This window comes from Pseudarthrobacter arbutini, assembly GCF_054510915.1.
Map to the genome: position 1 here is coordinate 103,607 of NZ_JBTNDQ010000008.1, position 25,063 is coordinate 128,669.

Below are 25,063 nucleotides of genomic sequence, written 5' to 3' on the forward strand. Positions count from 1 at the left end.
CGCAGGCGGTCAGCCTGCTGCCCGCACAGCCGACAAAGCGGAGCTGACCGCCTCGACGGCAGTGCCGACGTCGTCCGCGTCAGTGCTCCAGTTGCTGACCGAGACGCGCAGGACATCCCTGCCCTGCCAGCGTGAACCCGACATCCAGACCTTGCCGTCCTCGATCACCCGGGCTGTCACGGCGCGCGTGGTGGCATCGTCCCCGAAGGCGAGCGAAACCTGCGTGTAGTCCACGGTGTTGAGCACCTCGACACCGTCCACGTCGGCCAGGCGGCTGCCGATCTGCGAAGCGGCGTCGGCGAGCCCGCGGACCTGGGCTGCCACGCCGTCCCGCCCCAGGGAGCGGAGGGCGGCCCACACCGATACTCCACGGCCGCGGCGGGACAGCTCCGGCGCTTTTTCGAACGGGTCGCCCGGGCCCTCGACGTCGTGGATCAGGTAGCTGGTGTGCTGCAGTCCCATGGCGCTGCGCAGCGCTGCAGAATCCCTGACGATGGCAATACCGCAGTCATACGGGACGTTGAGCGTCTTGTGCGCGTCGGTCCCCCACGAATCGGCCAGCTCCATGCCGTGGGTGAGGTCCACGAATTCCGGCACGGCCGCGGCCCACAGCCCGAACGCGCCGTCCACATGCACCCAAGCACCGTGCCGCCGGGCAACCTCGATGGCCGCGTCGAAGGGGTCGAAAGCTCCGGAGTGGAGGTTGCCGGCCTGGAGACAGACCAGCGCGGGCCCGGACCCTTCCGACAGCAGCCGGTCCAGCTCCACCGCCAGGAGCCTGCCTTGGGCATCTGCGGGGACCGCCACGGGCCGGCCGAGGCCGAGATACCGCAGGCCCAGGTCAATGGTCTCGTGGCGCTCCTGGCCCACAAAGCACCTGATCCGAGGGGCGCCGGCCAGGCCATCGCCGTCGAGGTCCCAGCCGGCATCGGCCAGCAACCGCCACCGGCCAGCGGCCAGCCCGGTGAAGTTGGCCATGGTGGCACCCGTGGTGAAGCCGACGTCGGATTCCGCCGGCAGCCCGAGAAGGTCCAGCAGCCAGTGGCCGGCCCCTTCTTCGATGGCGGCTATGGCGGGGGTGGCGTAACGCAGGCCCGAGTTCTGGTCCCAGGCGCTGACCAGCCAGTCCGCGGCCAGGGCGGCAGGCAGGGTCCCGCCGATCACCCAGCCGAAAAAGCGCCCGGAGGGCATGGCCATCAGCCCCGGTTCGGCCTTGTCCGCCAGGTACTCCACCACAGCTGCGGCAGGCATGCCCTGCTCCGGGAGGGGTCCGCCGAAGTCAGCCGCGAGATCGTGGGCGCTTTGGGCGGGCCCGACGTGCCTGTCCGGCAGGCTCGCCAGCCACTCGGCGGCGCGACGGGCCGCGACTGACAATGCTTCCGAATAGGGTTCCCCGCCTGCGGACATACCTGCATAGTACGCCCGGCCGGGCAGCCGCTGCGAGGGTTCCGCCACCCCGGTCAGGCGAAGTTTTCCTGCCAAACGTCGACGCCGAGTTTGATGATCAGGGCGCCCACCACCAGCAGGAATACAACGCGGATGAAGCGGCTTCCCTGCTTCACGGCAGTCCGCGCGCCCAGGTAGCCGCCCGCCATGTTGGCCAGGCCCAGCAGCAGCCCGACACCCCAGAGGATTGACCCATGGGGCAGGAAGAACAGCAGGGCGCCGGCGTTGGTGGCCATGTTCACGATCTTGGCTTTGGCGCTTGCCTCCAGGAAGGCATAGCCCATCGCCGAGACGAGCGCGATGATGAGGAAGGAGCCGGTGCCCGGACCAATCAGGCCGTCATAGAAGCCAATCACGGCCCCGATCATGCATGCCACCACGTAGTGCGTGCGGCCATCGTGCCGCAGCACGGTGAGGTCACCGACGTTGGGCTTCAGCGCCGTAAAAAGCGCCACGACGACCAGCGCCACCACGATGACCGGCTTGAAGACACTCGCCGGCAGCGTGGCAGCCAGCACCGCCCCGGCGAAGCTCCCGGCAAGGGCGATCACCGCCATGGGCACGGCTGTCCGAAGGTCCGGTTTCACCCGCCCGTAGAACGTCACCGCACTGGTGGCGGTGCCGAAAATTGACCCCATCTTGTTGGTGGCCAAGGCCTGGACCGGCGTAATCCCGGGTACCAGCAGCATGGCCGGCAGCTGGAGCAGACCGCCGCCGCCCACCACGGCGTCCACCCAGCCGGCAGCAAATCCAGCCACCACAATCAGGATGATTGTGGTGAGCTGGATCGACTCGAACCCGGAAATCACCGCCGCAGGTCAGCTGCGGACGGCGGTGACCACATAGTCAACGGCCTTGTCCACGGCCACGTTCTCCGCTTCGCCGCTGCGGCGGTCCTTGATCTCGACAACGCCGTCCACCAGGCCGCGGCCGACGGCCAGGATGGTGGGGACGCCGACGAGTTCCGCGTCGCCGAACTTTACGCCCGGGGAGACCTTCGGCCGGTCATCGTAGATGACGTCCAGGCCGGCGGCCTCGAGTTCCAGGGCCAGCTGCTCGGCGGTGGCAAAGATTTCCTCGCCGCGGCCGACAGCCACTACATGGACATCGGCGGGGGCAACGGCGCGGGGCCAGACCAGACCCTTGTCATCGTGGTTGGATTCGGCCAGTGCGGCGACGGCGCGGGTGACACCAACACCGTAGGAGCCCATGGTAACCACCACCTGCTTGCCGTTCTGGTCCAGGACCTTCAGCTCGAGGGCCTCAGCGTACTTGCGGCCCAGCTGGAAGATGTGGCCCATTTCGATGCCTCGGGCCGTCTCCAGCGGACCGGAGCCGTCCGGGGCCGGGTCACCCTCGCGGACGTCGGTGCACTCGATGACGCCGTCCCAGGTGAAGTCGCGGCCGGCGACCAGGCCGTACACGTGCTTTCCTGCTTCGTTGGCCCCGGTGATCCAGGCCGTGCCGCTGACAACGCGGGGATCCACCAGGTAGAGGAGCTTGGTTGAGCTTTCGCTGCCCAGCAGGGGTTGGTCCAGCGTCAGGCCGGGTCCAAGGTAGCCCTTGACGATGAGGGGCTGCTTCTTGAGGTCGTCGTCGTTGGCTGCTTCGAGCGTGATCTCGCCGCCGATGGGTAGGAAGGAACCGATGTTGGCTTCCACGCGCTTCAAGTCAACGCCGCGGTCACCCGGCAGGCCGATGACCACAAGCTGGCGCTCACCAGTGGGCAGGGTGACGGCAAGAACCACGTTCTTGAGGGTGTCGGCGCCAGTCCACGCGCCGCCGTCGGCCTCGCTCCGGGGAGCCAGTTCGTTGGACGCGGCAACCAGCGTGTCGATGGTGGGAGTGTTCGGAGTATCGAGGACCTCGGCGGCAGGGGCGTTGCTGAAGTCGATGTCGGCCGGAACAACGGTGGTTACGGCCTCAACGTTGGCTGCATAGCCGCCGGCGGAGCGCACGAAAGTGTCTTCGCCGATCTCGGTGGGGTGCAGGAACTCTTCGCTCTTGGACCCACCCATGGCGCCGGCGGTGGCCGCAACGGGAATGACTTCCAGGCCCAGGCGCGCAAAGATCTTCAGGTAGGCGCCACGGTGGGCGGCGTAGCTGGCGTCCAGGCCTGCGTCGTCCACGTCGAAGGAGTAGGAATCCTTCATGATGAACTCGCGGCCGCGCAGCAGGCCCGCGCGGGGGCGTGCTTCGTCGCGGTATTTGTTCTGGATCTGATACAGGCTCAGGGGCAGGTCCTTGTAGGACGAGTACAGGTCCTTGACCAGAAGCGTGAACATTTCCTCGTGCGTGGGGGCCAGCAGGTAGTCGGCACCCTTACGGTCCTGGAGCCGGAACAGACCTTCGCCGTATTCGGTCCAGCGGTTGGTGACCTCGTAGGGCTCTCGCGGCAGCAGCGCCGGGAAGTGGACTTCCTGGGCACCGATGGCGTCCATTTCCTCGCGGACGACGGCCTCGACCTTGCGCAGCACACTCAGCCCCAGCGGAAGCCAGGTGTAGATGCCGGGCGCCGCGCGGCGGATGTAGCCGGCCCGGACCAGGAGCCTGTGGCTGGCGACCTCAGCGTCGACGGGATCTTCACGCAAGGTGCGCAGGAAAAGCTTGGACATTCTTGTGACCACGGGTGGGTTATCCGTTTCTGGGGAGTAGCTGCTGGAAAGCAGAGCCGGGCAATTCTTCTGGGTACTAATCTACCGGCTATCCACGGCACGCCAGGCGGCGGAACCTGAGCCGGGCCAGAGACCGCGGGGGCGGGACGCAATAGAGCCACGCCCGCCATGCAAAGCCCCTGGCCGTAAACGGCTGGTCATTACATGCGGACGTGGCTCCATGGCCGTTGACGCCTAGGTACTGGTGAGGACTGGTGAGACCGCCCACCCACTCCAGCGCAGCTAGATCGAACATATGTGATAGCCGACACATCCACAAGGGTTTTTCCATTCGAAGTAATTGACGGCCGCCTTTGGCAGGTCTAGTTTGAATTCATCACCTGGTGAATTCAAACGCGGACTCCCAGCATTCGGAGGCATTAATGTCCCATTCAGCAGCTACCGCCCCGGCCGTCACGGAAGCCAGCATCGCTGTGGCCGCCACCACCCTGCACGTCACACGGGGAAAGGTTCCCGTCCTGCGCGGCTTGGACTTTGCCATCCAGGCAGGCGAGATCACCGGGCTGCTGGGCCCGTCCGGCAGCGGCAAGACCACGCTCATGCGGGCCATCATGGGCGTCCAGATGCTCACGTCCGGCTCGGTCCAAGTGCTGGGACTGCCCGCCGGGCACCCTGACCTGCGACACCGGGTGGGTTACGTGACCCAGTCCCCCAGCGTGTATCCGGACCTGACGGTCGAAGCCAATGTCCGCTACTTCGGCGCCATGCACCGCAAGGGCCGCGCCGAGGCCGCAGAGGCGATCGCCGCCGTCGGGCTTGAACCGCAGGCCAGGCAGAAAACCGGTGACCTCTCCGGCGGACAGCTGAGCCGGGTGTCGTTGGCCTGTGCCCTGGTGGCTCGCCCCAGTCTGCTGGTCCTGGATGAGCCAACCGTGGGCCTTGATCCGGTGCTCCGCGCTGACCTGTGGGACCGTTTCCGGTCCATGGCCGAGTCCGGGACCACCCTGCTGGTTTCCAGCCATGTGATGGAGGAAGCCAGTCATTGCGGATCACTCCTCCTGCTGCGGGAAGGAAAGCTCCTGGCGCAGCTGACGCCGGCGGAATTGAGTCAACGCGGGCACAGTGCCGATCTGGAGAAGGCTTTCCTGCACATCATCCAGGACACCGCCGAAGTGCCCAGCGGTTCCCCCGAAAGGACGGTACGGTCATGAACCTGTTGATGCTGTTGGCCACCACCCGGCGCGTCCTGGACCAGCTCCGGCACGACCATCGCAGCATCGCGCTGATCCTGGTGGTCCCTGCGCTGCTGCTCACCGCCGTGTACTTTCTCTATGAGAATGAAACGCTGCCGCCGGGCGTGCCCAGGACTTTTGACCGGGTTGGCCTGATGATGCTGGCGATCTTCCCGTTTGTGGTGATGTTCCTGGTTACGTCCATCACGATGCTGCGGGAACGCACCTCGGGGACCCTGGAACGGCTGCTGACCACTCCCATCCACAAGGCGGACCTGCTGTTCGGCTACGGGCTGGCATTTTCCATCATGGCCGCCCTGCAGTCGCTGGTGGCTACCGCCGTCGCCTACTGGATCTTCGGGCTCGACATCCAAGGCAGCCCGGGACTGGTGGTCATGATTGCCGTGATCAATGCGGTTCTTGGCGTCGCGCTGGGGCTGCTCTGTTCGGCCTTTGCCCGGACGGAATTCCAGGCTGTGCAGTTCATGCCGGTGGTGGTAGTCCCGCAGATCCTGCTCTGTGGCCTCTTTGTGGCCCGCGAAAGGATGAACGAGGCCCTCGAGGCTGTGTCGAATGTCCTTCCATTGACATTTTCGGTGGATGCACTGCAGGAGATCGCCGCCAACACCGAGCCCACAGACCAGCTGTGGATGGATGCCGGAGTCATCGTGGCCATTGTCCTGGCGGTCCTGGTGCTCGCATCCCTGACCCTGCGGCGGCGGACCGCGTGAACGGACAGCATGATCCGGCGGACGCCCCGGGTCCCGCAGGCAGCGCGGCTGGTACGGGACGGCGGGGCCGGCGCGGCGGGACAACTGAGTCGAGGGAACAGATCCTGGACACAGCCCGGCGGCTTTTCGCCGAACACGGTTTCGAAGGGACCAGCCTGCGCCAGATCGCCCGGGAAACCGGCGTGGACCCCGCCATGGTTCACCATTTCTTCAAGGGCAAGGACGAGCTTTTTGCGCTGAGTGTGGCACTGCCGGCCGACCCGGAGAAGGTCCTGGCGGGCGTCGACGGCTACTCGCCAGAGGACCGGGCAGAGGCGATCGTGCGGGCCGTGCTGCGCTTGTGGGAGAGCCCGGCCCAGCACAGTCTGGTGGCCTTCCTCAGGGGAACCATCGGCTCCAAGGCCAAGACGTTGCTGCTGCGGGAACTGGTGCAGCGGACCATCCTCAGCCGGATCATGGCAGGAGTCCCCGGCCCGCCCGAAGAAGTGGCCATGCGCGGAAACCTTGTGGCCACGCAGATGGTTGGCGTGATGCTGGTCCGGTATGTGGTGCGGCTGGAACCGCTCGCGTCTTCCTCCCCCGATGACGTTGTGCGGCTCGTGGCTCCGAACGTCCAGCACTACCTGACGGGTGACCTGAAAGCTGACGGGTGAACCGGTGGCGGGCGCGGCCTGAAAGGCGGCGACGCTGAGGCCAGTGACGTGGAGGCTAGAACAGAACGGTAGCGAAGGTACCAACCTGGCGGAAGCCCACACGCTCGTACGTGGACCGCGCCCGGAGGTTGAATCCGTTGACGTACAGGCTGGTGATGGGGGCAAGCGTGCGCGCCTTCTCCACCACGGCAGCCATGTAGCCGGCGCTCAGACCCTGTCCGCGGTAACCGGGGTTCATCCATACACCCTGGATCTGCGTGACGTCGGCTGTCACAGCACCCAGTTCGGCCTTGAACACAACGTCGCCGGAGTCGTTGACGTGTGCCAATGAATGGCCTTGCCGGATGAGGCCTTCCACGCGGCGGCTGTAGAACTCCTTGCCCCCGAGGAACGGCGAGTAGCCCACTTCCTCTTCGAACATGGCGGCGCAGGCGGGAAGGATCCGGTCAAAATCGGCCAGCCGGCCAAGCCCCAGATCCGCGTTCGGCTCCACCGACGGCGGCCCGCACAGCGTCATCAGCGGCTGTTCATCCCGCACCTCGTGGGCCGCATGCCCCAGTTCAGCCAGCTCAGCATGGAGGGCAAGGACGGCATCTGCGGGGCCAAAGGCGGAGGCGAATCGGCGGCCGGAATTGCTTGCTGCGGCAGCGACAAGCCCGGCAAATTCGGGGTTAAGCTGGACCGGGACCAGGTTTGCCCCTGCCCAGCACGCGCCGACCAGGATGCCGTCGTCGAAAACTCCCAGGACGCCGGCACCACCAGCAGTGGGCGCGGCAGAGCCCGCCGCCCGGAGGTGCGCCAGGATAAAGACATTGGCCACCGGATCCTGCGACGCTAGGCGCCGCAGGGCAGCGGTGTCCGCGCCGGCGAGGGTCCGGACGGATATTCCCGCCGGCGCGGCGTCCTCTTTATGAGACGCTAACCACGGGGCTACCCTTGACAGCATCTTCGCCATCGGCCTCCCCCATCTCTTCAGCTATGCGCATGGCCTCTTCGATCAGTGTCTCAACAATCTCGCTCTCAGGCACAGTCTTAATGACTTGGCCCTTCACAAAGATCTGCCCCTTGCCATTGCCGGACGCCACACCCAGATCGGCTTCGCGGGCTTCGCCCGGTCCATTGACAACACAGCCCATCACTGCCACGCGGAGCGGAATTTCCATGCCTTCCAGCCCTGCGGTGACCTGTTCGGCGAGGGTGTACACGTCCACCTGGGCGCGGCCGCATGACGGGCAGGAGACGATTTCCAGTTTGCGCGGACGCAGGTTCAGGGACTGGAGGATCTGGTTGCCCACCTTGATTTCCTCCACCGGAGGCGCCGACAGGGAAACCCTGATGGTGTCGCCGATGCCCCTGGCCAGGAGCGCCCCGAAGGCTGTGGCGGACTTGATGGTGCCCTGGAAGGCGGGCCCGGCTTCGGTGACGCCCAGGTGCAGGGGCCAGTCGCCCTGCTCAGCCAGCATCTCGTAGGCAGCAACCATAATGACCGGGTCGTTGTGCTTGACCGAGATCTTGAAGTCGTTGAAACCGTGCTCTTCGAACAGCGACGCTTCCCAGACGGCGGATTCCACGAGTGCCTCGGGGGTGGCCTTGCCGTACTTCTTCAGGATGCCGGGCTCCAGCGATCCGGCGTTGATGCCGATCCGGATGGAGGTCCCGTGGTCCTTCGCCGCGCGGGCGATTTCCTTGACCTGGTCATCGAACTTGCGGATATTGCCCGGGTTCACCCGCACTGCCGCGCAGCCGGCCTCAATCGCCGCGAAGACGTACTTCGGCTGGAAGTGGATGTCTGCAATGACAGGGATCTGGGACTTGCGAGCGATGATGGGCAGGGCCTCGGCATCATCGGCCGACGGGCAGGCGACGCGCACGATGTCGCAACCGGAGGCGGTGAGTTCCGCGATCTGCTGCAGGGTGGCGTTGATGTCCGTGGTGGGCGTGGTGGTCATGGACTGCACACTGATGGGCGAGTCCGAACCGACCCCTACGGAACCCACCTTGATCTGCCGCGTCTTGCGGCGGGGGGCGAGAACGGGCGGCGGTGCTGACGGCATTCCCAGGCTGACCGAGGTCACGTGGACTCCTTGGGTAGGTGTTTCGGTAGTAAAAAAGGGTCCGGGAATCAGGATGCGTGCGCGGCCAGGAGGCCGATCACGGGAGTCCACTCGGTTGTCCGGATCCCGGCAATGGTGCCAGCGACGGCGAACGGGTCCTGCTTGAGGAGATCGTTCAGGTGGGTTTCGTCCTGGACCTTGAAGATCAGCAGGGCGCCTGCCCCGTCACCGTAGGGTCCGCTGGTCAGCAGCTGGCCCCCGTCCGCCAGACCCGCCAGCCAGGCGCGGTGCGCGGGGCGGTGATCATCACGGACGGCGGAGGAATCGGCGGCGTACACATACTCAACGGCAAAAACAGTCATAAAGACACCCTATCCCCAGGGGTGGGCTGTCGCCGATCCGGGCAGTCAGCAAGACTCACTGCAGGAACACTACCTTGATCACTGCCGCCGTTCCCGCAGCCCACAGCATGGACGTGAGCGTTCCGATGATGAACCGCTCCGCAGCCACGGGGGTCTCTTTCAATTCGGCGAACCTGCCCAGGCCCTTGATGGCCACGATGTAGGCAATGGCCACCGGCTGTCCGGTCAGGATGGCCACGCAGACGCCCAACCGTTCCAGGACTCCGATGATTGCCCCACCCCGCAGAATACGCTGGGCCGGCAAGGCCGCCGCCACCTGAGGAACGTCCGACGGCGGACAGCCGCCACCCGTAGTCAGCTCGCCGTCGACGGTTTGCCCCGTACCGGCCCGCGGGGCTTCCGAAACGGCGTCTACCGTGACGTCGGATGAAGGGTCCTGGGCTGATGCGTCCTGGTCCGACTTGGTGGCCGCGTCCGCTTTGTCGTCAATGGTCCTGGCGAGCCGGAACACCAGTGCGGTCACAGGCCATCCTGCGAATCCGGCCACCAACAGGGCAACTGCGATCCAGAGTGCGTTCACCGGTCTCCTTCAATCTGGGAATGGGCGTGGTCCAGGAGCATGGCCGCGGCAGGCCTGGCGGCCCATTCCTCAAGCCAGCCGGACCTGAGCACAGCACGGCTCACCGACTGCTCCGTGATTCCCAGTTCCTGGGCCACGTGTTTCTGGCTGCCGTGCTTTCCATCGCCGCCCTGGAGCGCGCGCAACCGGTCCACCACCCGCCACTGGGCTGGTGTGCGTTGCTGCACCACCCGTCCGATCAGGCGAAGCACCGCCTGGGCATTTGCACTGGTCATGGCACCTTCCTTGGCGTGGGGAGGCATCTCCCGTCCGCGGCCAATACTGCCGGACACCACCGACAATGGCACCTGACCAGCCGAGCCCTTGGCGAGTTCCACGGCCTTTCGCGCTGCCACAAAGCCGCTCCCGGAACCTTCCCGGGGGCTTCCGCCCGGGGTGAGCTGTACGGCCCCGATCCCGATCCCGACGTACCAGTGCCCGCTCCGGAGTGCGTACAAGGCGATCTCCACTACGTCCTCGGCATGTTCCACCACACCCTGGAGTTCATCACCCACGGACCGTTCGAAGGGCGCCGGTGTGAGGCTGCGCAGTGCGGCGATCAGATCGGGAACACGGTCGACGTCGGCAGTGCTGCCTCGCTGGTCGATGGTCAGTACGTACATGCCCTAACCGTACGCAGGTGATCACTCATAATCAATCAAAAATAGCTGATTATTAAATATCAGCCAATAAAGGCTGATTAGCGAGAATCACCCGATCCGATCAGGCGCTGTCGTGGCCTGCCGGGATCCGCTCCAGGCGATCCACCCACCGGCGCCTGCCATCAGTACGGCCCCGGCGGCCTGGAACGGCAGGCTGCTTCCCGCAGTTGCCTGCCCCAGGACAACGCCCAGGACGTAGAACACCACAGCGCCGGCCGCCCAGAGGGCCCCGGCCCAGCGCGGCAGCACGTGGGAACGCCATACCGCGATCCCCAGCAGCACCGTGCCAACGAATGCGAGCAGCAGGCCCAGCAGGAACGCCCCGGTCATGGACGCCGGGAATTCCAGCTGCATCACGTCCTGGTTTCCGCCCAGGTATGCCTTTCCGATGGCGGGGGTGGCAAACGTGGAAATCACGGCTGGCACAAGCAGCAAAGCCGTGCCGGCAACAGCTGTGACCATCGAGGCCATTGCCAGGCTCCCCGTCCTGCTGTTGGCCATGGAACAGCCCAAAGCAAAGAGACCGAACAGGGCCAGGATGGTGCCTGCGGTACTGCCGAAAAGATGGCTGAACTGGTACGCATCGGAGCTGACAAAACGGGCCCAGGCCTCCGGGTCCTTCGCCTGGTCCGGCTGCGGGTCCAGCGTGGACCAGGAAGTGACAAGCCATGAGACAGGCAGCGCCCACAACCCGGCCCGGATCCAGCGGCTGATGCTCATTGATTGGACGGCGAACGTGCCCATATTTCATGGTAGATCCGGGACATCCGTCCAGCCAGGCGTCCGCAGGAGTCAGCCGAACAGGTTCACCGGCTTCACGATGTCGGCATAGATCAGCAGCAAACTCATGCCCATCAGCAACGTGGCCACCACGTAAGTCACGGGAAGCAGTTTGGCGATGTCGAAAGCGCCCGGATCCGGTTTGCCGAACAGCTTGGCCACCCGTCGCCGCGCCCCCTCGTACAGCGCTCCGGCCACATGGCCGCCGTCGAGCGGAAGCAGCGGGATCAGGTTGAAGACCGCAAGCGCAAAGTTCAAGCCGGCGAGCAGCCCTACCAGTGCCCCAATCCTGGACTGCAGCGGCACTTCCTCCATGGCCGCCACTTCACCGGCCACGCGCCCCACGCCCACCACGCTGATGGGGCCGTTGGGGTCGCGCTCTTCCTCGCTGAAGGCCGCCTTGGCAACGCCCACCACCCGGGCGGGCAGATTGAAGACGACGCCGGCCACTTGCTTGATGTTTTCGCCCGCCATGGGCAGGACGGACGACGCCGGCTGGGGAACCAGTTCGGTCTGCGCGCCGATGCCCAGGAAGCCGACGTCCTGGTACAGGAGGGTGCCGGCGTCGTCCTTTGCCTGTCGTCCGTCCACGCCGACGACGGGGCGGGCGGAGAGCACCGGCGTCACCGTGGTGGTGACGGGCGCGCCGTCGCGCTCCACAGTGATGCTGACTTCCCTGCCCGCGGAGGCCCGGATCCAGTCGGTCAGCTCGTCCCAGCCGGTGACAGCTTTCCCGTCAAAGGAGGTGACTACGTCGTTGGGCAGGAGCCCGGCAGCGGCCGCGGGGGTCAGCTGGCAGTCCGGGGAATCGGGATCAACGGTTTGGCCGGCCGCCACCTGGCATTTGGAGACGTCGGCGATGGTGGTGGTGGCCGTGGCCATGCCGAAGCCCATCAGCAGGACGGCGGTCAGGACCACGCCGATCAGCAGGTTCATGGCCGGCCCGCCCAGCATCACGATGATTTTCTTCCACACCGGCAGCCGGTAGAACACGCGGTTTGCGTCCTCCGGGCCCACTTCCTCGTGTGCCATGGACCGGGCTTCCGTGGCCAGTGTCTGGAACATGCCGGTGCTGGAAGGGCGGACGGTTCCGTCGTCTTTGTTGGGCGGATACATGCCGATCATGGACACGTAGCCACCCAGCGGGATCGCTTTCACGCCGTATTCAGTTTCGCCCTTCCGCTTGGACCACAGGGTGGGGCCGAAGCCGATCATGTACTTGGTGACACGCACCTTGAACAGCTTGGCGGGCACCAGGTGCCCCACTTCGTGCAGCGCAATGGACGCGGCAATGCCGATCGCCACAAAGACGACGCCGAGGATAAAGAGGAGGACGGGGCTCATGCGTGGATCTGCTGCTTCCTAGAGACTGCTGACTGCTAAACGTTCGTGGGCACGCGTGCGTGCCCAGTCTTCAGCATCCAGTACCGACTCCAGCGTCAGCACGGAGGATCCTGAATGTTCGCTGAGGACAGCATCGATGGTGTCCACGATTTCGGTGAAGCGGATGCGTCCCGAGTGGAACGCCATGACTGCTTCCTCGTTTGCCGCGTTAAAGACGGCGGGAAAAGTGCTCCCCTGCTTGGCGGCGTCCTTGGCCAGGTCCACGGCCGGGAAAGCTGCGGTGTCCAGCGGTTCGAACGTCCAGCTGGTGGCTTTGGTCCAGTCACACGGGGAGGCCGCTTTGGGGACCCTGTCCGGCCAGCCCAGCCCTAAGGCAATGGGCAGGCGCATGTCCGGCGGGGACGCCTGGGCGATGACGGACCCGTCGATGAACTGGACCATGGAGTGGACCACCGACTGCGGGTGGACCACAACGTCGATCCGGTCCAGCGGCACGTCGAACAGCAGATGGGCCTCGATGAGCTCAAGGCCCTTGTTGACGAGCGTGGCCGAGTTGGTGGTGACCATCAGCCCCATGTCCCACGTGGGGTGCTCCAGGGCCTCTTTCGGCGTCACGTCGTGGAGCTGTTCCCTTGTCCGGCCGCGGAACGGACCTCCGGACGCCGTCAGGATGAGCTTCTCAACCTCGGCCGCGGAGCCTGAGCGCAGGCACTGCGCTATCGCTGAGTGCTCGGAATCCACAGGCACGATCTGCCCCTCGCGGGCGGCAGCCTTGACGAGCGCTCCGCCGACGATCAGCGATTCCTTGTTGGCCAGCGCCAGCGTTGCACCTGACTTCAGGGCGGCGAGGGTCGGGGCGAGCCCGATGGAGCCGGTAATGCCGTTGAGCACCACGTCCGCTTCTACCGCGGCGATGCGGGCCGAGGCGTCGGGGCCGGCGATGATTTCGGGGCGGTAGTCCTGCCGCCCGGCGAGGCGGGCGGCCTCGGAGATCAGGTCCCGCAGCTGCCGCGGATCCCCCGCGGCGATGCCCACAGCGGCGGCACCGGTGTGGACGGCCTGGCGGGCCAGGAGCTGCAGGTTCCTTCCGCCGGCGCTGAGCGCCACCACCTCAAAAAGGTGCGGGGCGCCGTCGACGACGTCAATCGCCTGGGTGCCGATGGAACCGGTGGATCCGAGGATGACGATTCTGCGAGGCTGCATTGGTTAAGTATCCCGCACCCCGGCCCGCACCTGGCCCGCGGTCCCGTCAGCCCGCCGCCACCTCGATGAAACCCTTGGCCAGCGTGGACACGGCTCCGATGTAGGCGATGGCCACAACGATCCGCCGCACGGCGGCCGGCTTGACCTTGCCGGACAGCAGATCGCCCGCGATGATTCCCGCCACCATGGCGGCCAGGATACTGAGCCATTGCCAGCCATCCAGGCCGGGAACATGTCCACCGGATAGTACGTACTTGATCACCAGGGAAGACAGTCCGGTGGTCACGAAATAGGGCTGGAGGGTGGCGCCGAAACTCTTCTGCTCCCACCGGGTCGCAATGGCGTACGCGGTGATGGCCGGCCCGCCGACGCCCGCTGCCGCGTTCATCAGTCCGCTGGTGAAGCCGAGGGAGACCATGGGAACGGGGCCACTGGCACGCCATGAGCTGCGGGTCAGCCGTTGCGAAGCCAGCAGGGCGATGATGAGGAGGATGCCGATGCAGATCTCCAGCGGCGCTTCGGCCACGTTGCTGGCCAACCAGGCACCCGGCAATACCCCTGCGAGGGCCGCGAGCGCCAGTCCGACGTAGCGCTTCCACTCCACATGCCGCCAGACCCTGGAAAGGATCAGGAGGGATGAGGCTGCGCCGCACAGGTTGATGATCATGACGCCGTCGAAGGGGCCGAGCAGCACCACCAGGACGGGAGAGACGAGAAGGCCGAATCCGAGGCCGGCCAGCCGCTGGGCCAGTGCCCCTGCAATAACGGCAATGAGCACCAATGCAAACACCATCCGATCCTAGTGGGCGGACAGCGACGCCGGGCGTAACGTGGATTGCGTGGACTGGGTTTCCTGGTTCGATGCGCCGGAGTACGGATTCGCCCGGCAAGTGCTGCAGCGAGGTGTGGCGGCACTGTTCTTCGTTGCGTTCCTGTCCTCCCTGAACCAGTTCCCTGCGCTGCTGGGCGGACGTGGCCTGCTGCCGGTTCCGGACTATCTGGAAGGGTTCAGCGCGCGCCGGCGGCCCACGCTGTTCCGTTGGCGCTATTCGGACCGGCTGCTGCGTGGTGTCTGCCTCACCGGACTGGCAATTTCCGCCCTCCTGGTGGCCGGCATCCCCCAGCTTGGGCCGCCGTGGGTTCCGCTGATCGCATTTCTGGCCCTGTGGCTGCTTTACATGTCGATCGTCAACGTGGGGCAGACGTTTTATGGCTTCGGCTGGGAAATGCTGCTGCTGGAGGCCGGGTTCACGGTGGCCTTCCTCGGCTCGGACCAGACGGAGCCGCCGCGCACCATCCTGATCCTGTTGGCCTGGCTGGTGTTCCGGCTGGAATTCGGCGCCGGGATGATCAAGATCCGCGGCGGCCGGGAGTGGCGTGACCTGACTGCCCTCTACTATCACCATGAAACGCAGCCGATGCCGGGGCCGCTGAGCCGCCAGGCTCATCTCCTGCCCAAACCCTTCCACCGGCTGGAGGTCCTGGGGAACCATTTCGCCCAGCTCGTGGTGCCGTTCTTCCTCTTCGCACCGCAGCCCGTGGCAAGCGCCGCCGCCGGAATCATCATCTCCACCCAGCTGTGGCTGGTGGCCAGCGGCAACTTCGCGTGGCTGAACTGGATGGCCATTGTGCTGGCCTTCGCCGCGGTCAGCGACCCCGTGGCCCACGCCGTATTGCCGTTCCTGCCGCTGGACGGGGATCCTGAGGAAGGCAGCCGCGGCAATCCCCCGTACTGGCTTGCCATCACCCTGGTGGCCACAATGCTGCTGGTAGTCCTCAGCTACTGGCCCGTGCGCAACCTGCTCTCCAAGGGGCAGCTGATGAATGCCAGCTTCAACCGCTGGCAGCTGGTCAACACGTACGGCGCGTTTGGCACCGTGACCAAGCACCGCGTCGAGATCGTCGTGGAGGGCACCCTGGATGAAGAACCTGAGGACTCAGCAGACTGGCGCGAATATGCGTTTAAGGGCAAACCCGGAGATCTCCGCCGGCTGCCCCGCCAGTGGGCGCCCTACCACCTGCGGCTGGACTGGCTGATGTGGTTCCTGCCGTTGCGCACCGTCCACGAGGAGTGGTTTTACGCGTTCCTCACGAAACTGCTGGAGGCGGACCAGCGGACGCTGCGGCTACTCCGCGCCGACCCGTTCGACGGCGATCCGCCGCGCTGGGTGCGTGTCACCAGCTACCTGTACCGTTTCGCCACCAGGGCTGAGTTCCGGGAGACGGGCGAGCGCTGGGTCAGGATGCCGCTCTATGAGGCCATCCCGCCGCTTTCGCTCGGCGGTTCCCGGAGGCGGCGGCGGTGATTCAGTGCCCGCAGCCCTAGGAGTGGATGCCTGCCCGGCGGATGGTGGCCTCCGCGTGCTTGAGGATGGGGCCGTCGATCATTTTGCCGCCGTGCTGGAACACGCCGGATCCGGCAACAGCCGCGACCTGAAGCAGTTCTGTGGCGGCGGCGACGTCGGCCTCGGACGGGGCGTAGGCGCCCCGTACAACGGCCGCCTGCGTGGGATGGATGCAGGCTTTGGAGCCGAATCCTGACGCTGCGGCATCCGCGGCCTCCAGAGCCAGCCCGTCAAGGTCCGGGATGTTGACGTACACGGCGTCCACGGCTTCTTTCCCGAAAGCCCGGGCGGCGAGCAGCACCGCGGACCGGGCATGCAGCGCCACGGCGCGGTAGCCGCCGTCGTCCGCTCTGCTGGACGTACCGCTAAGGGAGGCCAGGAGGTCCTCGGCGCCCCACATCAGTGCCACCACGTTGGGGGCCGCCGCGATGGCGGGCGCGTTCAGGACCCCGACGGCGGTCTCGCACAGGGCGATGACGTGGTAGTCCGCCAGGGCTTCGAGCTGGGCCGCACTCTCAGCCTTGGCCAGCATCACCGTGCGGTACGGCGTGTGGGCCAGGCAGTGCAGGTCCTTCTCGAACTCGTCGGTGCCCGCCGGGTTGATCCTGATGATGGTGCGGCTGGGATCAAGTTCGGGCCCGTCCCCGGCAGCGCCCAGCTGGGCCAGGATGGCGCCGCGCGCCCGCTGCTTGTCCGCAGGTGCCACGGCGTCCTCGAGGTCCACGATGACAGCGTCGGCGCGTTGGGCGGCCTTGGGGAAGCGCTCCGGACGGTCGGCGGGGCAGAAGAGCAGGGCGGGACCCATCACAAATGTCATACGGACATTGTCCTCTTTTCGGGGCCCGGCACGCTCCCCTTTTCAGCTCCGGCCGCAGGCTGCACCTGTTGTCCAGAAGACTGCGCCACATGGGCGGCCCGGGTCCACATAAGGCAGCTCCGTGTGGCCAGCGCCACCACGGTGCCGTCCTGGTTCCGACCTGTGTGCTGCATGGTCACAATCCCCTGGCCGGGACGCGATCCCGAGAGCCGCTTGCCGGTGATCACCGTCTCGGTGTAGAGCGTGTCCCCGTGGTAAAGCGGGTGCGGGAAGGAGACGTCCGTCAGGCCCAGCTGCGCGATGATGGTGCCCTGGGTGAGCTGGGAGACGGACTGCCCCACCAGGGTGGACAGCGTGAACATGGAGTTCACCAGCCGCTGGCCGAACGGCTGCCCTGCGCTCCAGGCGGCATCCAGGTGCAATGCCTGGGTGTTCATGGTGAGCGTGGTGAACAGGACGTTGTCCGCCTCGGTTACGGTGCGGCCGGGCCGGTGCGCGTAGACAACGCCTTCTTCGAGTTCGTCAAAGTACAGGCCGCGCTGCTCGATGACCCGGGGGGCGGCGGTGGTTGCGCCCGGACTGTCGGGGGTTGAGCCTGCCGAAGCCCCGCTCATACGGTGAGCTCCTGGTCCTCTTCGAACAGCTCGGCGCCGGTGGCCGCCGCCACATCTTCCACGGAGACGTTGGGGGCCAGCTCGCGGAGAACCAACCGGGAACGCCCGCCTTCGGTGACGACGTCGATCACGGCGAGGTCGGTGATGATCCGGTCCACGCAGGCCTTGCCGGTCAGCGGCAGCGAGCAGTGCTCCACGATCTTGGGGTTGCCGTTGCGGTCCACGTGTTCCATCATCACGATCACCTTCTTGGCGCCGAAGACCAGGTCCATGGCCCCGCCCATGCCTTTGACCATCTTGCCCGGGATCATCCAGTTGGCCAGGTCGCCGTTCTGCGCCACCTCCATCGCGCCGAGCACTGCCACGTCCACGTGCCCGCCGCGGATCATGCCGAACGACGAGGCGGAGTCGAAGAACGCGGCCCCCCTGTTAACGGTGACGGTTTCCTTGCCGGCGTTGATGAGGTCCGGATCCACCGCGTCCTCGCTGGGGTACGGTCCCACGCCCAGGATCCCGTTCTCGGAGTGGAGCACCACCTCGACGCCCGCCGGGATGTAGTTGGGAATGAGCGTGGGCATGCCGATGCCGAGGTTGACGTACTGCCCGTTGCTGAGCTCCCGGGCCACCCGGGCGGCCAGTTCGTTGCGCGTCCACCCTTTGGCCTCCGGATTGGTGCCTTCCGGATGGCCGACGGTGGCACGCCGGTATTCGGGCCGTACGGCTTCGGGGCGGGGAGGCGCTCCCTGCGTGCTGTTGGACTCCATGGCTACGCTCCTGCCTGTTCGGTGGCGCTTTCGGTTCCGGCGGCCCGGGCAAGGGCGACGGTCCGCTTCTCGATCCGCTTCTCACCGGCGGGCACAACCACCACCCGCTGGACAAAGATGCCGGGAGTGTGGACGTGTTCGGGGTCCAGCTCCCCCGGTTCCACCAGCTCCTCCACCTCGGCGATGGTGATTTTTCCCGCCATGGCGCAGAGCGGGTTGAAGTTCATGGCGGTGGCGTGGAAAACCAGGTTGCCGTGGCGGTCACCCTTCCAGGCGTGGACCAGTCCGAAGTCGGGTGTCAGGGATTCCTCCAGGACGTAGTCCACATCGTGGAAAGTCCGCACTTCCTTGGGGGAAGAGGCGATGGCGATGCCGCCGTCGGCGTCGTACTTCTGCGGCAGGCCGCCGTCGGACACCTGGGTGCCGACCCCCGCCTTGGTGTAGAAAGCGGGGATCCCGGCGCCGCCTGCCCGGAGCTTTTCCGCCAGCGTCCCCTGCGGGGTGAGGACCACCTCAAGCTCACCGGACAGGTACTGGCGCGCGAACTCCTTGTTCTCGCCGACGTAGGAACTGACGGTCCGCCGGATCCTGCCGTCACGGAGCAGGACGCCCAGCCCCCAGTCGTCCACGCCGCAGTTGTTGCTCACGGTCTCGAGGTCCTTGGTGCCGTGCCGGTGCAGGGCATCGATCAAGGCCACCGGGATTCCGCAGAGGCCGAACCCTCCCACAGCGAGCGACGCGCCGTCGGGAATGTCCGCAATGGCTTCCTCGGCGCTGGCAACAACCTTGTTGATCATCGTGGGTCCTTTCAAGGGTCTCGACAGGCTCGACCACCGTTTTACAGCTCGACCAGCGGGCTTGTTACAGTCCGAGTTCGCGGGCGATCAACATCAGCTGGACCTCCGTGGTGCCCTCACCGACTTCAAGGATCTTGGAGTCGCGGTAGTGGCGTGCCACGGTGAATTCGTTGATGAAGCCATAGCCGCCGAATACCTGGGTGGCATCCCGCGCGTTGTCCATGGCCGCCTCGCCTGCGACCATCTTAGCGATGGCCGCCTGCGTCTTGAACGGCTTCCCCGCCAGCATCCTCGACGCGGCGTCATAGTACGCCAAGCGGGCCGTATGGGCCCGGGCCTGCATGCGGGCGATCTTGAACGAGATGGCCTGGTACTTGCCGATGTGATGACCAAACGCGCTGCGTTCCTTGGCGTACTTCACCGACAGGTCAACACAGCCCTGCGCCGCCCCCGTCGCCAAAGCCGCGATGGCGATCCGGCCCTCGTCCAGGATGGAAAGGAAATTCGCGTAACCCCGCCCCTCCGCACCGAGCAGGTTCGCTTCCGGCACCCGGACGTCCTTGAGCGTCAGCGGGTGCGTGTCCGAGGCGTTCCAGCCCACTTTGTTGTAGGCCTTCTCCGCCCTGAAACCCGCAGTGTTGGTGGGCACCAGGATGGTGGAAATCTGCTTCTTGAGGCTGCCATCCTTGCGTTCCTTCTGACCCGTCACCGCGGTGACCGTGACCAGGCGCGTGATGTCGGTCCCGGAGTTGGTGATGAATTCCTTGTTGCCGTTGATCACCCAGTCGCCGTTCTCACGATGGGCGTGGGTTTTGGTCCCGCCGGCGTCAGAGCCTGCTTCCGGCTCCGTGAGTCCGAAGCCGGCGAGCGCCTTGCCCGAGGCCAGCAGCGGGAGCCACTCCTCTTTCTGGGCCTCGGTACCGAACCGGTACACCGGCATTGCGCCGAGGGAGACGCCTGCTTCCAGCGTGATGGCCACGGACTGGTCCACCCGGCCAAGCTGTTCGAGTGCGAGTGCCAAAGCGAAGTAGTCCCCGCCCATCCCACCGTGCTCTTCCGGGAACGGCAGCCCGAACAGGCCCATGTCCGCCATCTGGGACACCACCTCATACGGGAAGCTGTGCTCCTCATCGTGCTTGGCCGAGACCGGCGCCACCACGTTGTCCGCGAAATCCCGGACGGTGTCGCTGAGGTCCTGGTATTCCTCGCTGAGCTCAAAATCTGCCATGGCTAGGCTCCCTTGCCTGTGTTGTTGGAGTCCTTGTTGGAATCCTTGTTCGACTCCGTGTTGGAATCCTGAAGTGAATCTGCGTCTGAAGCGGTGGTTGAAGGGTGGATGGTGGCCAGCACCTGGTCTGCTTTGACCGGCTGGCCGGCCTTGATGCTGATGTGGACCGTGCCGGCCACCTCTGCCACGAGCTGGTGTTCCATCTTCATGGCTTCCACGGAGAGAAGGACCTGGCCGGCTGCCACGGTGTCGCCGTTGCTGACCGCAACGGATACCACCGTGCCGGGCATGGGCGAGCGCACCTCCGGGTCCGCGGTGCCTTCCTCGCGCTCGACGGCGGCGAGAACCCGGACAAGCCGTGACTCACGCGTCAGCGCCTCCAGCCGGCAGGACCAGCCTCCGTTGCCGAGGAACAGTTCCGCGGGAACTCCTGAGGGCAGGTTGTCCGGGGTGAGGTTGACCGGGCCCGCGTCCGCCGGCGCCAGCGAGTAGTCCGTGGTTTCGCCGTCCAGGGTAAGGACCAGGCTCCCGCGGCCCGGCAGTCGCAGCGAGGCCGTCCGCCATGGCCCGTCACCGACACAGACCTGGACCGGGCCGGCAGCCACGCGGCCTGTGACACTCACTGTTGCGATGCCGCCGTCGGGCGTTCCCAGGCTGATCCGCCGGGGCGCCGGCGCGCCGATCCGCCAGCCGTTGCTGGCCTGCCACGGACCCGGTGGCGTCCCCGTGATGTCCTGTTCCCCGCTCACAACGGCGTACAAGGCGGCCGCGACCAGTTCGGCGTCGTCAATCCGCCGGAAGGCGAAGTCTGGCATCTTGCGCTCGATCAGGCCGGTGTCGAGATGCCCGGCGCGGACGTCGTCGTCGTTGATCAGCAGCCTCAGGTACTCAACATTCGTATCGATGCCAAGGGCTGTGTAGCCGGCGAGTGCCGCGTCCAGGGTATCCAGGGCAACGGTGCGGTCCGGGCCCCACGCGATGACTTTGGAGATCATCGGATCGTAGCTGGAGGAGATCTCGAGCCCCTCGAGCAGGGCCGAATCCACCCGGATCATTCCGGCTCCGTGATCGGGCATTTCGTCCAGCAGGAGCACGGTCCCGGTGGACGGCATGAAGTTCCGCTCCGGGATTTCCGCGTAGACGCGGGCTTCGGCGGCGTGCCCGTTAAGTTCGACATCGGCCTGGCGGACGGTCAGTTCCTCACCGGCGGCGATGCGGACCTGCCATTCGACCAGGTCCACGCCGGTGACCATTTCGGTCACCGGGTGCTCCACCTGGAGACGGGTATTCATCTCCATAAAGAAGAACTCGTCAGGGGCCTCGTCGGAGACCAGGAATTCCACAGTTCCCGCGCCGCTGTAGTGGACACTGCGGGCCGCCTGGCAGGCGGCCTCGCCGATCCGGGCCCGGGTGGCCCCGCCGTCGTGCAATGACTCCAGCAGCGGCGACGGCGCTTCCTCAATCACCTTTTGGTGGCGGCGCTGCAGCGAGCACTCCCGCTCCCCCAGATGGATCACGTTGCCGTGGTTGTCCGCCAGGACCTGGACCTCGATGTGCCGCGGCGTGCGGACCAGCCGTTCAAGGAAGAGCGTGTCATCGCCGAAGGCGCTCGCGGCGACGCGGCGGGCGGTGGCCAGCGTGGCTTCGAGGTCCTCGTGGCGCTCCACGATGTGCATGCCCTTGCCGCCGCCGCCCGCTGACGGTTTGATGAGCAGCGGGAACCCGACGGCGGGCGCGGCCTCCATGAGTTGCGCGTCAGTCATGCCCGGTTCGGCGATGCCCGGCACTACGGGGACTCCGTAGCCGGCCACGTGGTTCTTGGACCGGATCTTGTCGCCCATGACGTTCAGGGACTCAACGCCGGGGCCGATGAAGGTGATGCCGGCGGCTTCGAGGGCGCGGGCAAAATCGACGTTCTCGCTGAGGAAGCCGTAGCCGGGGTGCACTGCCTCGGCGCCGGTGTCGCGGCAGGCCTGGAGGATCGCCTCGATCTTCAGGTAGCTTTCTCCTGCGGCGGCAGGGCCAATCCGCACGGCGGTGTCAGCCTCGCGAACGTGGCGGGCCCCGGCGTCGGCGTCGCTGTAGACGGCTACGGAGCGGATGCCCAGGGCGCGCAGTGTGCGGATGACGCGGCAGGCGATCTCCCCGCGGTTGGCGACGAGCACGGTGCTGAACAGCGGCTTCTGCCGGATTGCGGAAGGAACGGCGGGCATGGAAACGGTCATGGCTGGCTCACATCCGGAAAAGGCCGAAGGAGGTCTCCGGCAGGGGGGTGCGGGAGACGACGTCGAGCGCCAGTCCCAGGACGGTGCGGGTATCCGCGGGGTCGATCACGCCGTCGTCCCAGAGGCGGGCGGTGGAATAGTACGGGCTGCCCTGGTCCTCGTACTGCTGTTTGATCGGGGCCTTGAAGGCTTCCTCGTCCTCTGCGGACCATTCCTCGCCACGGGCCTCGTATTGGTCACGCTTGACGGTTGCGAGAACGCCGGAGGCTTGGTTCCCTCCCATCACCGAGATGCGGCTTGCCGGCCACATCCACAGGAAGCGCGGCGAGTACGCCCGCCCGCACATGGAGTAGTTGCCGGCGCCGAAGGACCCGCCGATGACGACGGTCAGCTTGGGCACCCGGGCGGTGGCGACGGCGGTGACCATCTTGGCGCCGTTTTTGGCAATGCCACCCTGCTCGGAATCCCTGCCCACCATAAACCCGGAAATGTTCTGCAGGAAAATAAGCGGAATGCCGCGCTGGTCGCAGAGTTCGATGAAGTGCGCGCCCTTGAGCGAGGACTCGCTGAAGAGCACGCCGCTGTTGGCCACGATCCCCACCGGGTGCCCGTGCAGCCTGGCAAAACCTGTGACCAGGGTGGTGCCGTACTCCTTCTTGAACTCGTGGAACCTGCTGCCGTCCACCAGCCGGGCAATAACCTCGTGGACGTCGTACTGCGCGTTGACGTCCGTGGGGACGGCGCCGTACAACTCCGCCGGATCCGCGAGGGGCTCGACGACGGTGTCCACATCCCAGCCAGGGGCAGCCGGCCTCGGCAGCGTGGAGACGATGTCCCGGACGATCTGCAGGGCATGCTCATCGTTCTCCGCCAGGTGGTCGGTGACGCCGGAGATTTTCGAGTGCACGTCACCGCCGCCCAGTTCCTCCGCCGTGACGATCTCCCCGATGGCAGCCTTCACCAGCGGCGGACCGCCCAGGAAGATAGTGCCCTGGTTCCGCACGATCACCGTCTCATCGCTCATCGCCGGAACATAAGCGCCGCCTGCCGTGCAGGAACCCATCACCGAGGCGATCTGCGGGATCTTCGCGGCAGACATCTTCGCCTGGTTGAAGAAGATCCGGCCGAAATGCTCCTTGTCAGGAAAAACTTCGTCCTGCTTCGGGAGGAACGCCCCGCCCGAATCCACCAGATAGATGCACGGCAGCCGGTTCTCCAGCGCTATCTCCTGGGCGCGGAGGTGCTTCTTCACGGTCATCGGGTAGTAGGTGCCGCCCTTGACGGTGGCGTCGTTGGAGATCACCAGCACCTGGCGGCCGTGGACCAGGCCGATACCGGCAATAACCCCGGCTCCCGGCGAGTCGTTGTTGTACATGCCGTTGGCTGCCAGCGGCGCGATCTCCAGGAACGGGCTGCCATCATCCAGCAGCCGGTCAATGCGCTCTCGGGGCAGCAGCTTCCCGCGCCCCACATGGCGCTCCCGCGACTTCTCCGGCCCGCCCAACGCGGCCTCAGCCAGCCTGGTCCGGAGCTCGGCGGCCAGCGCGAGCTGCGCAGCGTTGTTTGCCGCAAACACTTCACTTGCGGCATCAAGCCGGCTGGCGAGGGTCTCCATCGACTGTGTCCGTTCCTCATCTTTTGAAAGCCACCATGGCTCCGGCGAGAGCCGGAAAAGCCAGCTCGGTTAATGCTTTATAACTGGAATTCAGGTTAGTCTTTATTAACTGTGATGTCCAACACAACAGGACATTGCTAGAATCGGCTGTTCCTAGGAGGAAAAGCGTGCCCACCACCCGACCGGTCAAGCCGTCCGCACCGGCCCAGTCTGAGCATCCGAACTCGGCAACACGACCCGTTTCGGCAGCGCAGGCCGCTGCGGCGACGCCGGCAGCTCCAGGAAGACCCGCGGCCGCGATAGCCCACGCAGCTCCCGGAACGCCCCGCAGCCAGGCGAAGGAGAGCCGCCGCCAGGCGCTGCTTGCCGCCGCCGCGGCGCTCTTCGCCCTGCACGGATTCAACCGGGTATCGCTGGAAGACCTGGGCGCCGCAGCGGGTGTCAGCGGCCCGGCCGTCTATCGCCACTTCCAGGGCAAGCAGGCGGTGTTGGGAGACCTGCTGCTCACCGTCAGCCGCGAGCTGCTCGACGGCGGCCTGCGCGTCATTGCCGAAACCAAGGACCCCATGGCAGCGCTCCGAAGGCTGGTGGGATTCCAGGTGGAGTTCGCACTGGGCAAGCCCGACGTGATCCGCGTGCAGGACCGCGATTTCAGCAACCTCAGCCAGAAGGACCAGTCCGAGGTCCGGACACTGCAGCGGAACTACGTGGAGATTTGGGTGGAGGTCCTGGCGCTGCTGCATCCGGGCACCGACGCCGTCGAACTGCGGATGCGGGCGCACGCTACGTTCGGCCTGATCAACTCCACGCCACACTCGGTGCGGAACCACGGACGCAAGATTGCGCCCAAAACGGCCCGGCCGCTGCTCGAAAGCATGGCGCTGGCGGCACTCACGGTGAACGTTCCCCCGGCCCCCTGACCAGGAAACGATTTCAAGAGCGGGCCCTCAGAGGCTC

At 66.1% G+C, this 25,063-nt stretch carries 24 protein-coding genes; 5 read left to right on the plus strand and 19 right to left on the minus strand.

Annotated elements, in window-relative coordinates; all coding sequences use genetic code 11:
* Positions 1–9: 9 nt before the first annotated feature.
* The 3 genes from ACX80V_RS10925 to ACX80V_RS10935 are packed head-to-tail and all read right to left on the minus strand — an operon-like array spanning position 10 to position 4,073.
* Positions 10–1,407: a pyridoxal phosphate-dependent decarboxylase family protein gene (locus ACX80V_RS10925; RefSeq protein WP_485843137.1), complete on the minus strand. Its 1,398-nt coding sequence runs from the start codon at positions 1,405–1,407 to the stop codon at positions 10–12.
* Positions 1,408–1,460: 53 nt separating this feature from the next.
* Complete coding sequence (locus ACX80V_RS10930; RefSeq protein ID WP_485843138.1) at positions 1,461–2,255, minus strand: sulfite exporter TauE/SafE family protein; 795 nt, start codon at positions 2,253–2,255, stop codon at positions 1,461–1,463.
* Positions 2,256–2,264: 9 nt separating this feature from the next.
* On the minus strand, positions 2,265–4,073 hold the full coding sequence (locus tag ACX80V_RS10935) for a proline--tRNA ligase (RefSeq protein ID WP_252600019.1): 1,809 nt from the start codon (positions 4,071–4,073) through the stop codon (positions 2,265–2,267).
* A 410-nt stretch (positions 4,074–4,483) separates the two neighbouring features.
* Between ACX80V_RS10935 and ACX80V_RS10940 the strand changes: the two genes are divergently transcribed.
* From ACX80V_RS10940 to ACX80V_RS10950, 3 genes are read left to right on the plus strand one after another with little or no spacing between them, the layout of a single operon-like run.
* Positions 4,484–5,272, plus strand: a complete 789-nt coding sequence (locus ACX80V_RS10940) for an ABC transporter ATP-binding protein (protein ID WP_485843139.1) — start codon at positions 4,484–4,486, stop codon at positions 5,270–5,272.
* An 8-nt stretch (positions 5,273–5,280) separates the two neighbouring features.
* A complete protein-coding gene (locus tag ACX80V_RS10945; RefSeq protein WP_056348486.1) occupies positions 5,281–6,024 on the plus strand; it encodes an ABC transporter permease in 744 nt (247 codons plus the stop codon).
* Complete coding sequence (locus ACX80V_RS10950; RefSeq protein WP_485843140.1) at positions 6,021–6,677, plus strand: TetR/AcrR family transcriptional regulator; 657 nt, start codon at positions 6,021–6,023, stop codon at positions 6,675–6,677. The genes ACX80V_RS10945 and ACX80V_RS10950 overlap by 4 nt, the downstream gene beginning before the upstream one ends.
* Positions 6,678–6,732: 55 nt before the next feature.
* Here ACX80V_RS10950 and ACX80V_RS10955 read toward each other — a convergent pair whose 3' ends face one another.
* The 9 genes from ACX80V_RS10955 to ACX80V_RS10995 form a co-directional block, all read right to left on the minus strand.
* The gene (locus ACX80V_RS10955; RefSeq protein ID WP_058929508.1) at positions 6,733–7,623 is read right to left on the minus strand and encodes a GNAT family N-acetyltransferase; all 891 of its coding nucleotides are present in this window, start codon (positions 7,621–7,623) and stop codon (positions 6,733–6,735) included.
* The gene (gene ispG / locus ACX80V_RS10960) at positions 7,586–8,752 is read right to left on the minus strand and encodes a flavodoxin-dependent (E)-4-hydroxy-3-methylbut-2-enyl-diphosphate synthase (protein ID WP_056348354.1); all 1,167 of its coding nucleotides are present in this window, start codon (positions 8,750–8,752) and stop codon (positions 7,586–7,588) included. The genes ACX80V_RS10955 and ispG overlap by 38 nt, the downstream gene beginning before the upstream one ends.
* Positions 8,753–8,799: 47 nt before the next feature.
* The gene (locus ACX80V_RS10965; protein ID WP_485843141.1) at positions 8,800–9,093 is read right to left on the minus strand and encodes a YciI family protein; all 294 of its coding nucleotides are present in this window, start codon (positions 9,091–9,093) and stop codon (positions 8,800–8,802) included.
* 55 nt (positions 9,094–9,148) lie between these two features.
* Complete coding sequence (locus ACX80V_RS10970; protein ID WP_485843142.1) at positions 9,149–9,673, minus strand: hypothetical protein; 525 nt, start codon at positions 9,671–9,673, stop codon at positions 9,149–9,151.
* Positions 9,670–10,335, minus strand: coding sequence for a MarR family transcriptional regulator (locus ACX80V_RS10975; RefSeq protein WP_485843143.1), 666 nt, complete (start codon positions 10,333–10,335; stop codon positions 9,670–9,672). Before ACX80V_RS10975 ends, ACX80V_RS10970 begins: the two co-directional genes overlap by 4 nt.
* Positions 10,336–10,422: 87 nt before the next feature.
* Complete coding sequence (locus tag ACX80V_RS10980; RefSeq protein WP_485843144.1) at positions 10,423–11,094, minus strand: hypothetical protein; 672 nt, start codon at positions 11,092–11,094, stop codon at positions 10,423–10,425.
* 72 nt (positions 11,095–11,166) lie between these two features.
* A complete protein-coding gene (locus tag ACX80V_RS10985) occupies positions 11,167–12,498 on the minus strand; it encodes a M50 family metallopeptidase (protein ID WP_485843145.1) in 1,332 nt (443 codons plus the stop codon).
* Positions 12,499–12,516: 18 nt separating this feature from the next.
* Positions 12,517–13,701, minus strand: a complete 1,185-nt coding sequence (dxr, locus tag ACX80V_RS10990; protein WP_485843146.1) for a 1-deoxy-D-xylulose-5-phosphate reductoisomerase — start codon at positions 13,699–13,701, stop codon at positions 12,517–12,519.
* 46 nt (positions 13,702–13,747) lie between these two features.
* Positions 13,748–14,494: a TSUP family transporter gene (locus ACX80V_RS10995; RefSeq protein WP_485843147.1), complete on the minus strand. Its 747-nt coding sequence runs from the start codon at positions 14,492–14,494 to the stop codon at positions 13,748–13,750.
* A gap of 46 nt (positions 14,495–14,540) precedes the next feature.
* Here ACX80V_RS10995 and ACX80V_RS11000 point away from each other — a divergent pair, with 46 nt between their 5' ends.
* Positions 14,541–16,007: a lipase maturation factor family protein gene (locus ACX80V_RS11000; protein ID WP_485843148.1), complete on the plus strand. Its 1,467-nt coding sequence runs from the start codon at positions 14,541–14,543 to the stop codon at positions 16,005–16,007.
* 16 nt (positions 16,008–16,023) lie between these two features.
* Here ACX80V_RS11000 and ACX80V_RS11005 read toward each other — a convergent pair whose 3' ends face one another.
* The 7 genes from ACX80V_RS11005 to ACX80V_RS11035 all read right to left on the minus strand — a co-directional run bounded on the left by ACX80V_RS11005 (position 16,024) and on the right by ACX80V_RS11035 (position 24,106).
* A complete protein-coding gene (locus ACX80V_RS11005) occupies positions 16,024–16,863 on the minus strand; it encodes an HpcH/HpaI aldolase/citrate lyase family protein (protein WP_485843149.1) in 840 nt (279 codons plus the stop codon).
* Positions 16,860–17,477 (minus strand): MaoC family dehydratase, encoded by a 618-nt coding sequence (locus ACX80V_RS11010; RefSeq protein WP_485843150.1) that lies wholly within the window; start codon positions 17,475–17,477, stop codon positions 16,860–16,862. The genes ACX80V_RS11005 and ACX80V_RS11010 overlap by 4 nt, the downstream gene beginning before the upstream one ends.
* A complete protein-coding gene (locus tag ACX80V_RS11015; protein WP_485843151.1) occupies positions 17,474–18,241 on the minus strand; it encodes a CoA transferase subunit B in 768 nt (255 codons plus the stop codon). Before ACX80V_RS11015 ends, ACX80V_RS11010 begins: the two co-directional genes overlap by 4 nt.
* 2 nt (positions 18,242–18,243) lie before the next feature.
* The gene (locus tag ACX80V_RS11020; protein WP_485843152.1) at positions 18,244–19,038 is read right to left on the minus strand and encodes a CoA transferase subunit A; all 795 of its coding nucleotides are present in this window, start codon (positions 19,036–19,038) and stop codon (positions 18,244–18,246) included.
* 64 nt (positions 19,039–19,102) lie between these two features.
* A complete protein-coding gene (locus ACX80V_RS11025; RefSeq protein ID WP_058929520.1) occupies positions 19,103–20,266 on the minus strand; it encodes an acyl-CoA dehydrogenase family protein in 1,164 nt (387 codons plus the stop codon).
* A gap of 2 nt (positions 20,267–20,268) precedes the next feature.
* Positions 20,269–22,491 carry an acetyl/propionyl/methylcrotonyl-CoA carboxylase subunit alpha gene (locus tag ACX80V_RS11030; RefSeq protein WP_485843153.1) on the minus strand — a complete coding sequence of 741 codons (2,223 nt, stop codon included), beginning with the start codon at positions 22,489–22,491 and terminating at the stop codon, positions 20,269–20,271.
* A gap of 7 nt (positions 22,492–22,498) precedes the next feature.
* Complete coding sequence (locus tag ACX80V_RS11035) at positions 22,499–24,106, minus strand: carboxyl transferase domain-containing protein (RefSeq protein ID WP_485843154.1); 1,608 nt, start codon at positions 24,104–24,106, stop codon at positions 22,499–22,501.
* Positions 24,107–24,405: 299 nt separating this feature from the next.
* Here ACX80V_RS11035 and ACX80V_RS11040 point away from each other — a divergent pair, with 299 nt between their 5' ends.
* Complete coding sequence (locus ACX80V_RS11040; protein ID WP_485843210.1) at positions 24,406–25,026, plus strand: SACE_7040 family transcriptional regulator; 621 nt, start codon at positions 24,406–24,408, stop codon at positions 25,024–25,026.
* Positions 25,027–25,063 lie beyond the last annotated feature (37 nt).

Excerpts from the sequence above, each read along its gene's own strand:
- ACX80V_RS10925 (WP_485843137.1), bottom strand. The coding sequence starts at position 1,407 with ATGTCCGCAGGCGGGGAACCCTATTCGGAAGCATTGTCAGTCGCGGCC.
- ACX80V_RS10940 (WP_485843139.1), top strand. The coding sequence starts at position 4,484 with ATGTCCCATTCAGCAGCTACCGCCCCGGCCGTCACGGAAGCCAGCATC.
- ACX80V_RS10945 (WP_056348486.1), top strand. The coding sequence starts at position 5,281 with ATGCTGTTGGCCACCACCCGGCGCGTCCTGGACCAGCTCCGGCACGAC.
- ACX80V_RS10955 (WP_058929508.1), bottom strand. The coding sequence starts at position 7,623 with ATGCTGTCAAGGGTAGCCCCGTGGTTAGCGTCTCATAAAGAGGACGCC.
- ACX80V_RS10965 (WP_485843141.1), bottom strand. The coding sequence starts at position 9,093 with ATGACTGTTTTTGCCGTTGAGTATGTGTACGCCGCCGATTCCTCCGCC.
- ACX80V_RS10975 (WP_485843143.1), bottom strand. The coding sequence starts at position 10,335 with ATGTACGTACTGACCATCGACCAGCGAGGCAGCACTGCCGACGTCGAC.
- ACX80V_RS10980 (WP_485843144.1), bottom strand. The coding sequence starts at position 11,094 with ATGAGCATCAGCCGCTGGATCCGGGCCGGGTTGTGGGCGCTGCCTGTC.
- ACX80V_RS10985 (WP_485843145.1), bottom strand. The coding sequence starts at position 12,498 with ATGAGCCCCGTCCTCCTCTTTATCCTCGGCGTCGTCTTTGTGGCGATC.
- dxr (WP_485843146.1), bottom strand. The coding sequence starts at position 13,701 with ATGCAGCCTCGCAGAATCGTCATCCTCGGATCCACCGGTTCCATCGGC.
- ACX80V_RS10995 (WP_485843147.1), bottom strand. The coding sequence starts at position 14,494 with ATGGTGTTTGCATTGGTGCTCATTGCCGTTATTGCAGGGGCACTGGCC.
- ACX80V_RS11005 (WP_485843149.1), bottom strand. The coding sequence starts at position 16,863 with ATGACATTTGTGATGGGTCCCGCCCTGCTCTTCTGCCCCGCCGACCGT.
- ACX80V_RS11010 (WP_485843150.1), bottom strand. The coding sequence starts at position 17,477 with ATGAGCGGGGCTTCGGCAGGCTCAACCCCCGACAGTCCGGGCGCAACC.
- ACX80V_RS11015 (WP_485843151.1), bottom strand. The coding sequence starts at position 18,241 with ATGGAGTCCAACAGCACGCAGGGAGCGCCTCCCCGCCCCGAAGCCGTA.
- ACX80V_RS11020 (WP_485843152.1), bottom strand. The coding sequence starts at position 19,038 with ATGATCAACAAGGTTGTTGCCAGCGCCGAGGAAGCCATTGCGGACATT.
- ACX80V_RS11025 (WP_058929520.1), bottom strand. The coding sequence starts at position 20,266 with ATGGCAGATTTTGAGCTCAGCGAGGAATACCAGGACCTCAGCGACACC.
- ACX80V_RS11030 (WP_485843153.1), bottom strand. The coding sequence starts at position 22,491 with ATGACCGTTTCCATGCCCGCCGTTCCTTCCGCAATCCGGCAGAAGCCG.
- ACX80V_RS11035 (WP_485843154.1), bottom strand. The coding sequence starts at position 24,106 with ATGGAGACCCTCGCCAGCCGGCTTGATGCCGCAAGTGAAGTGTTTGCG.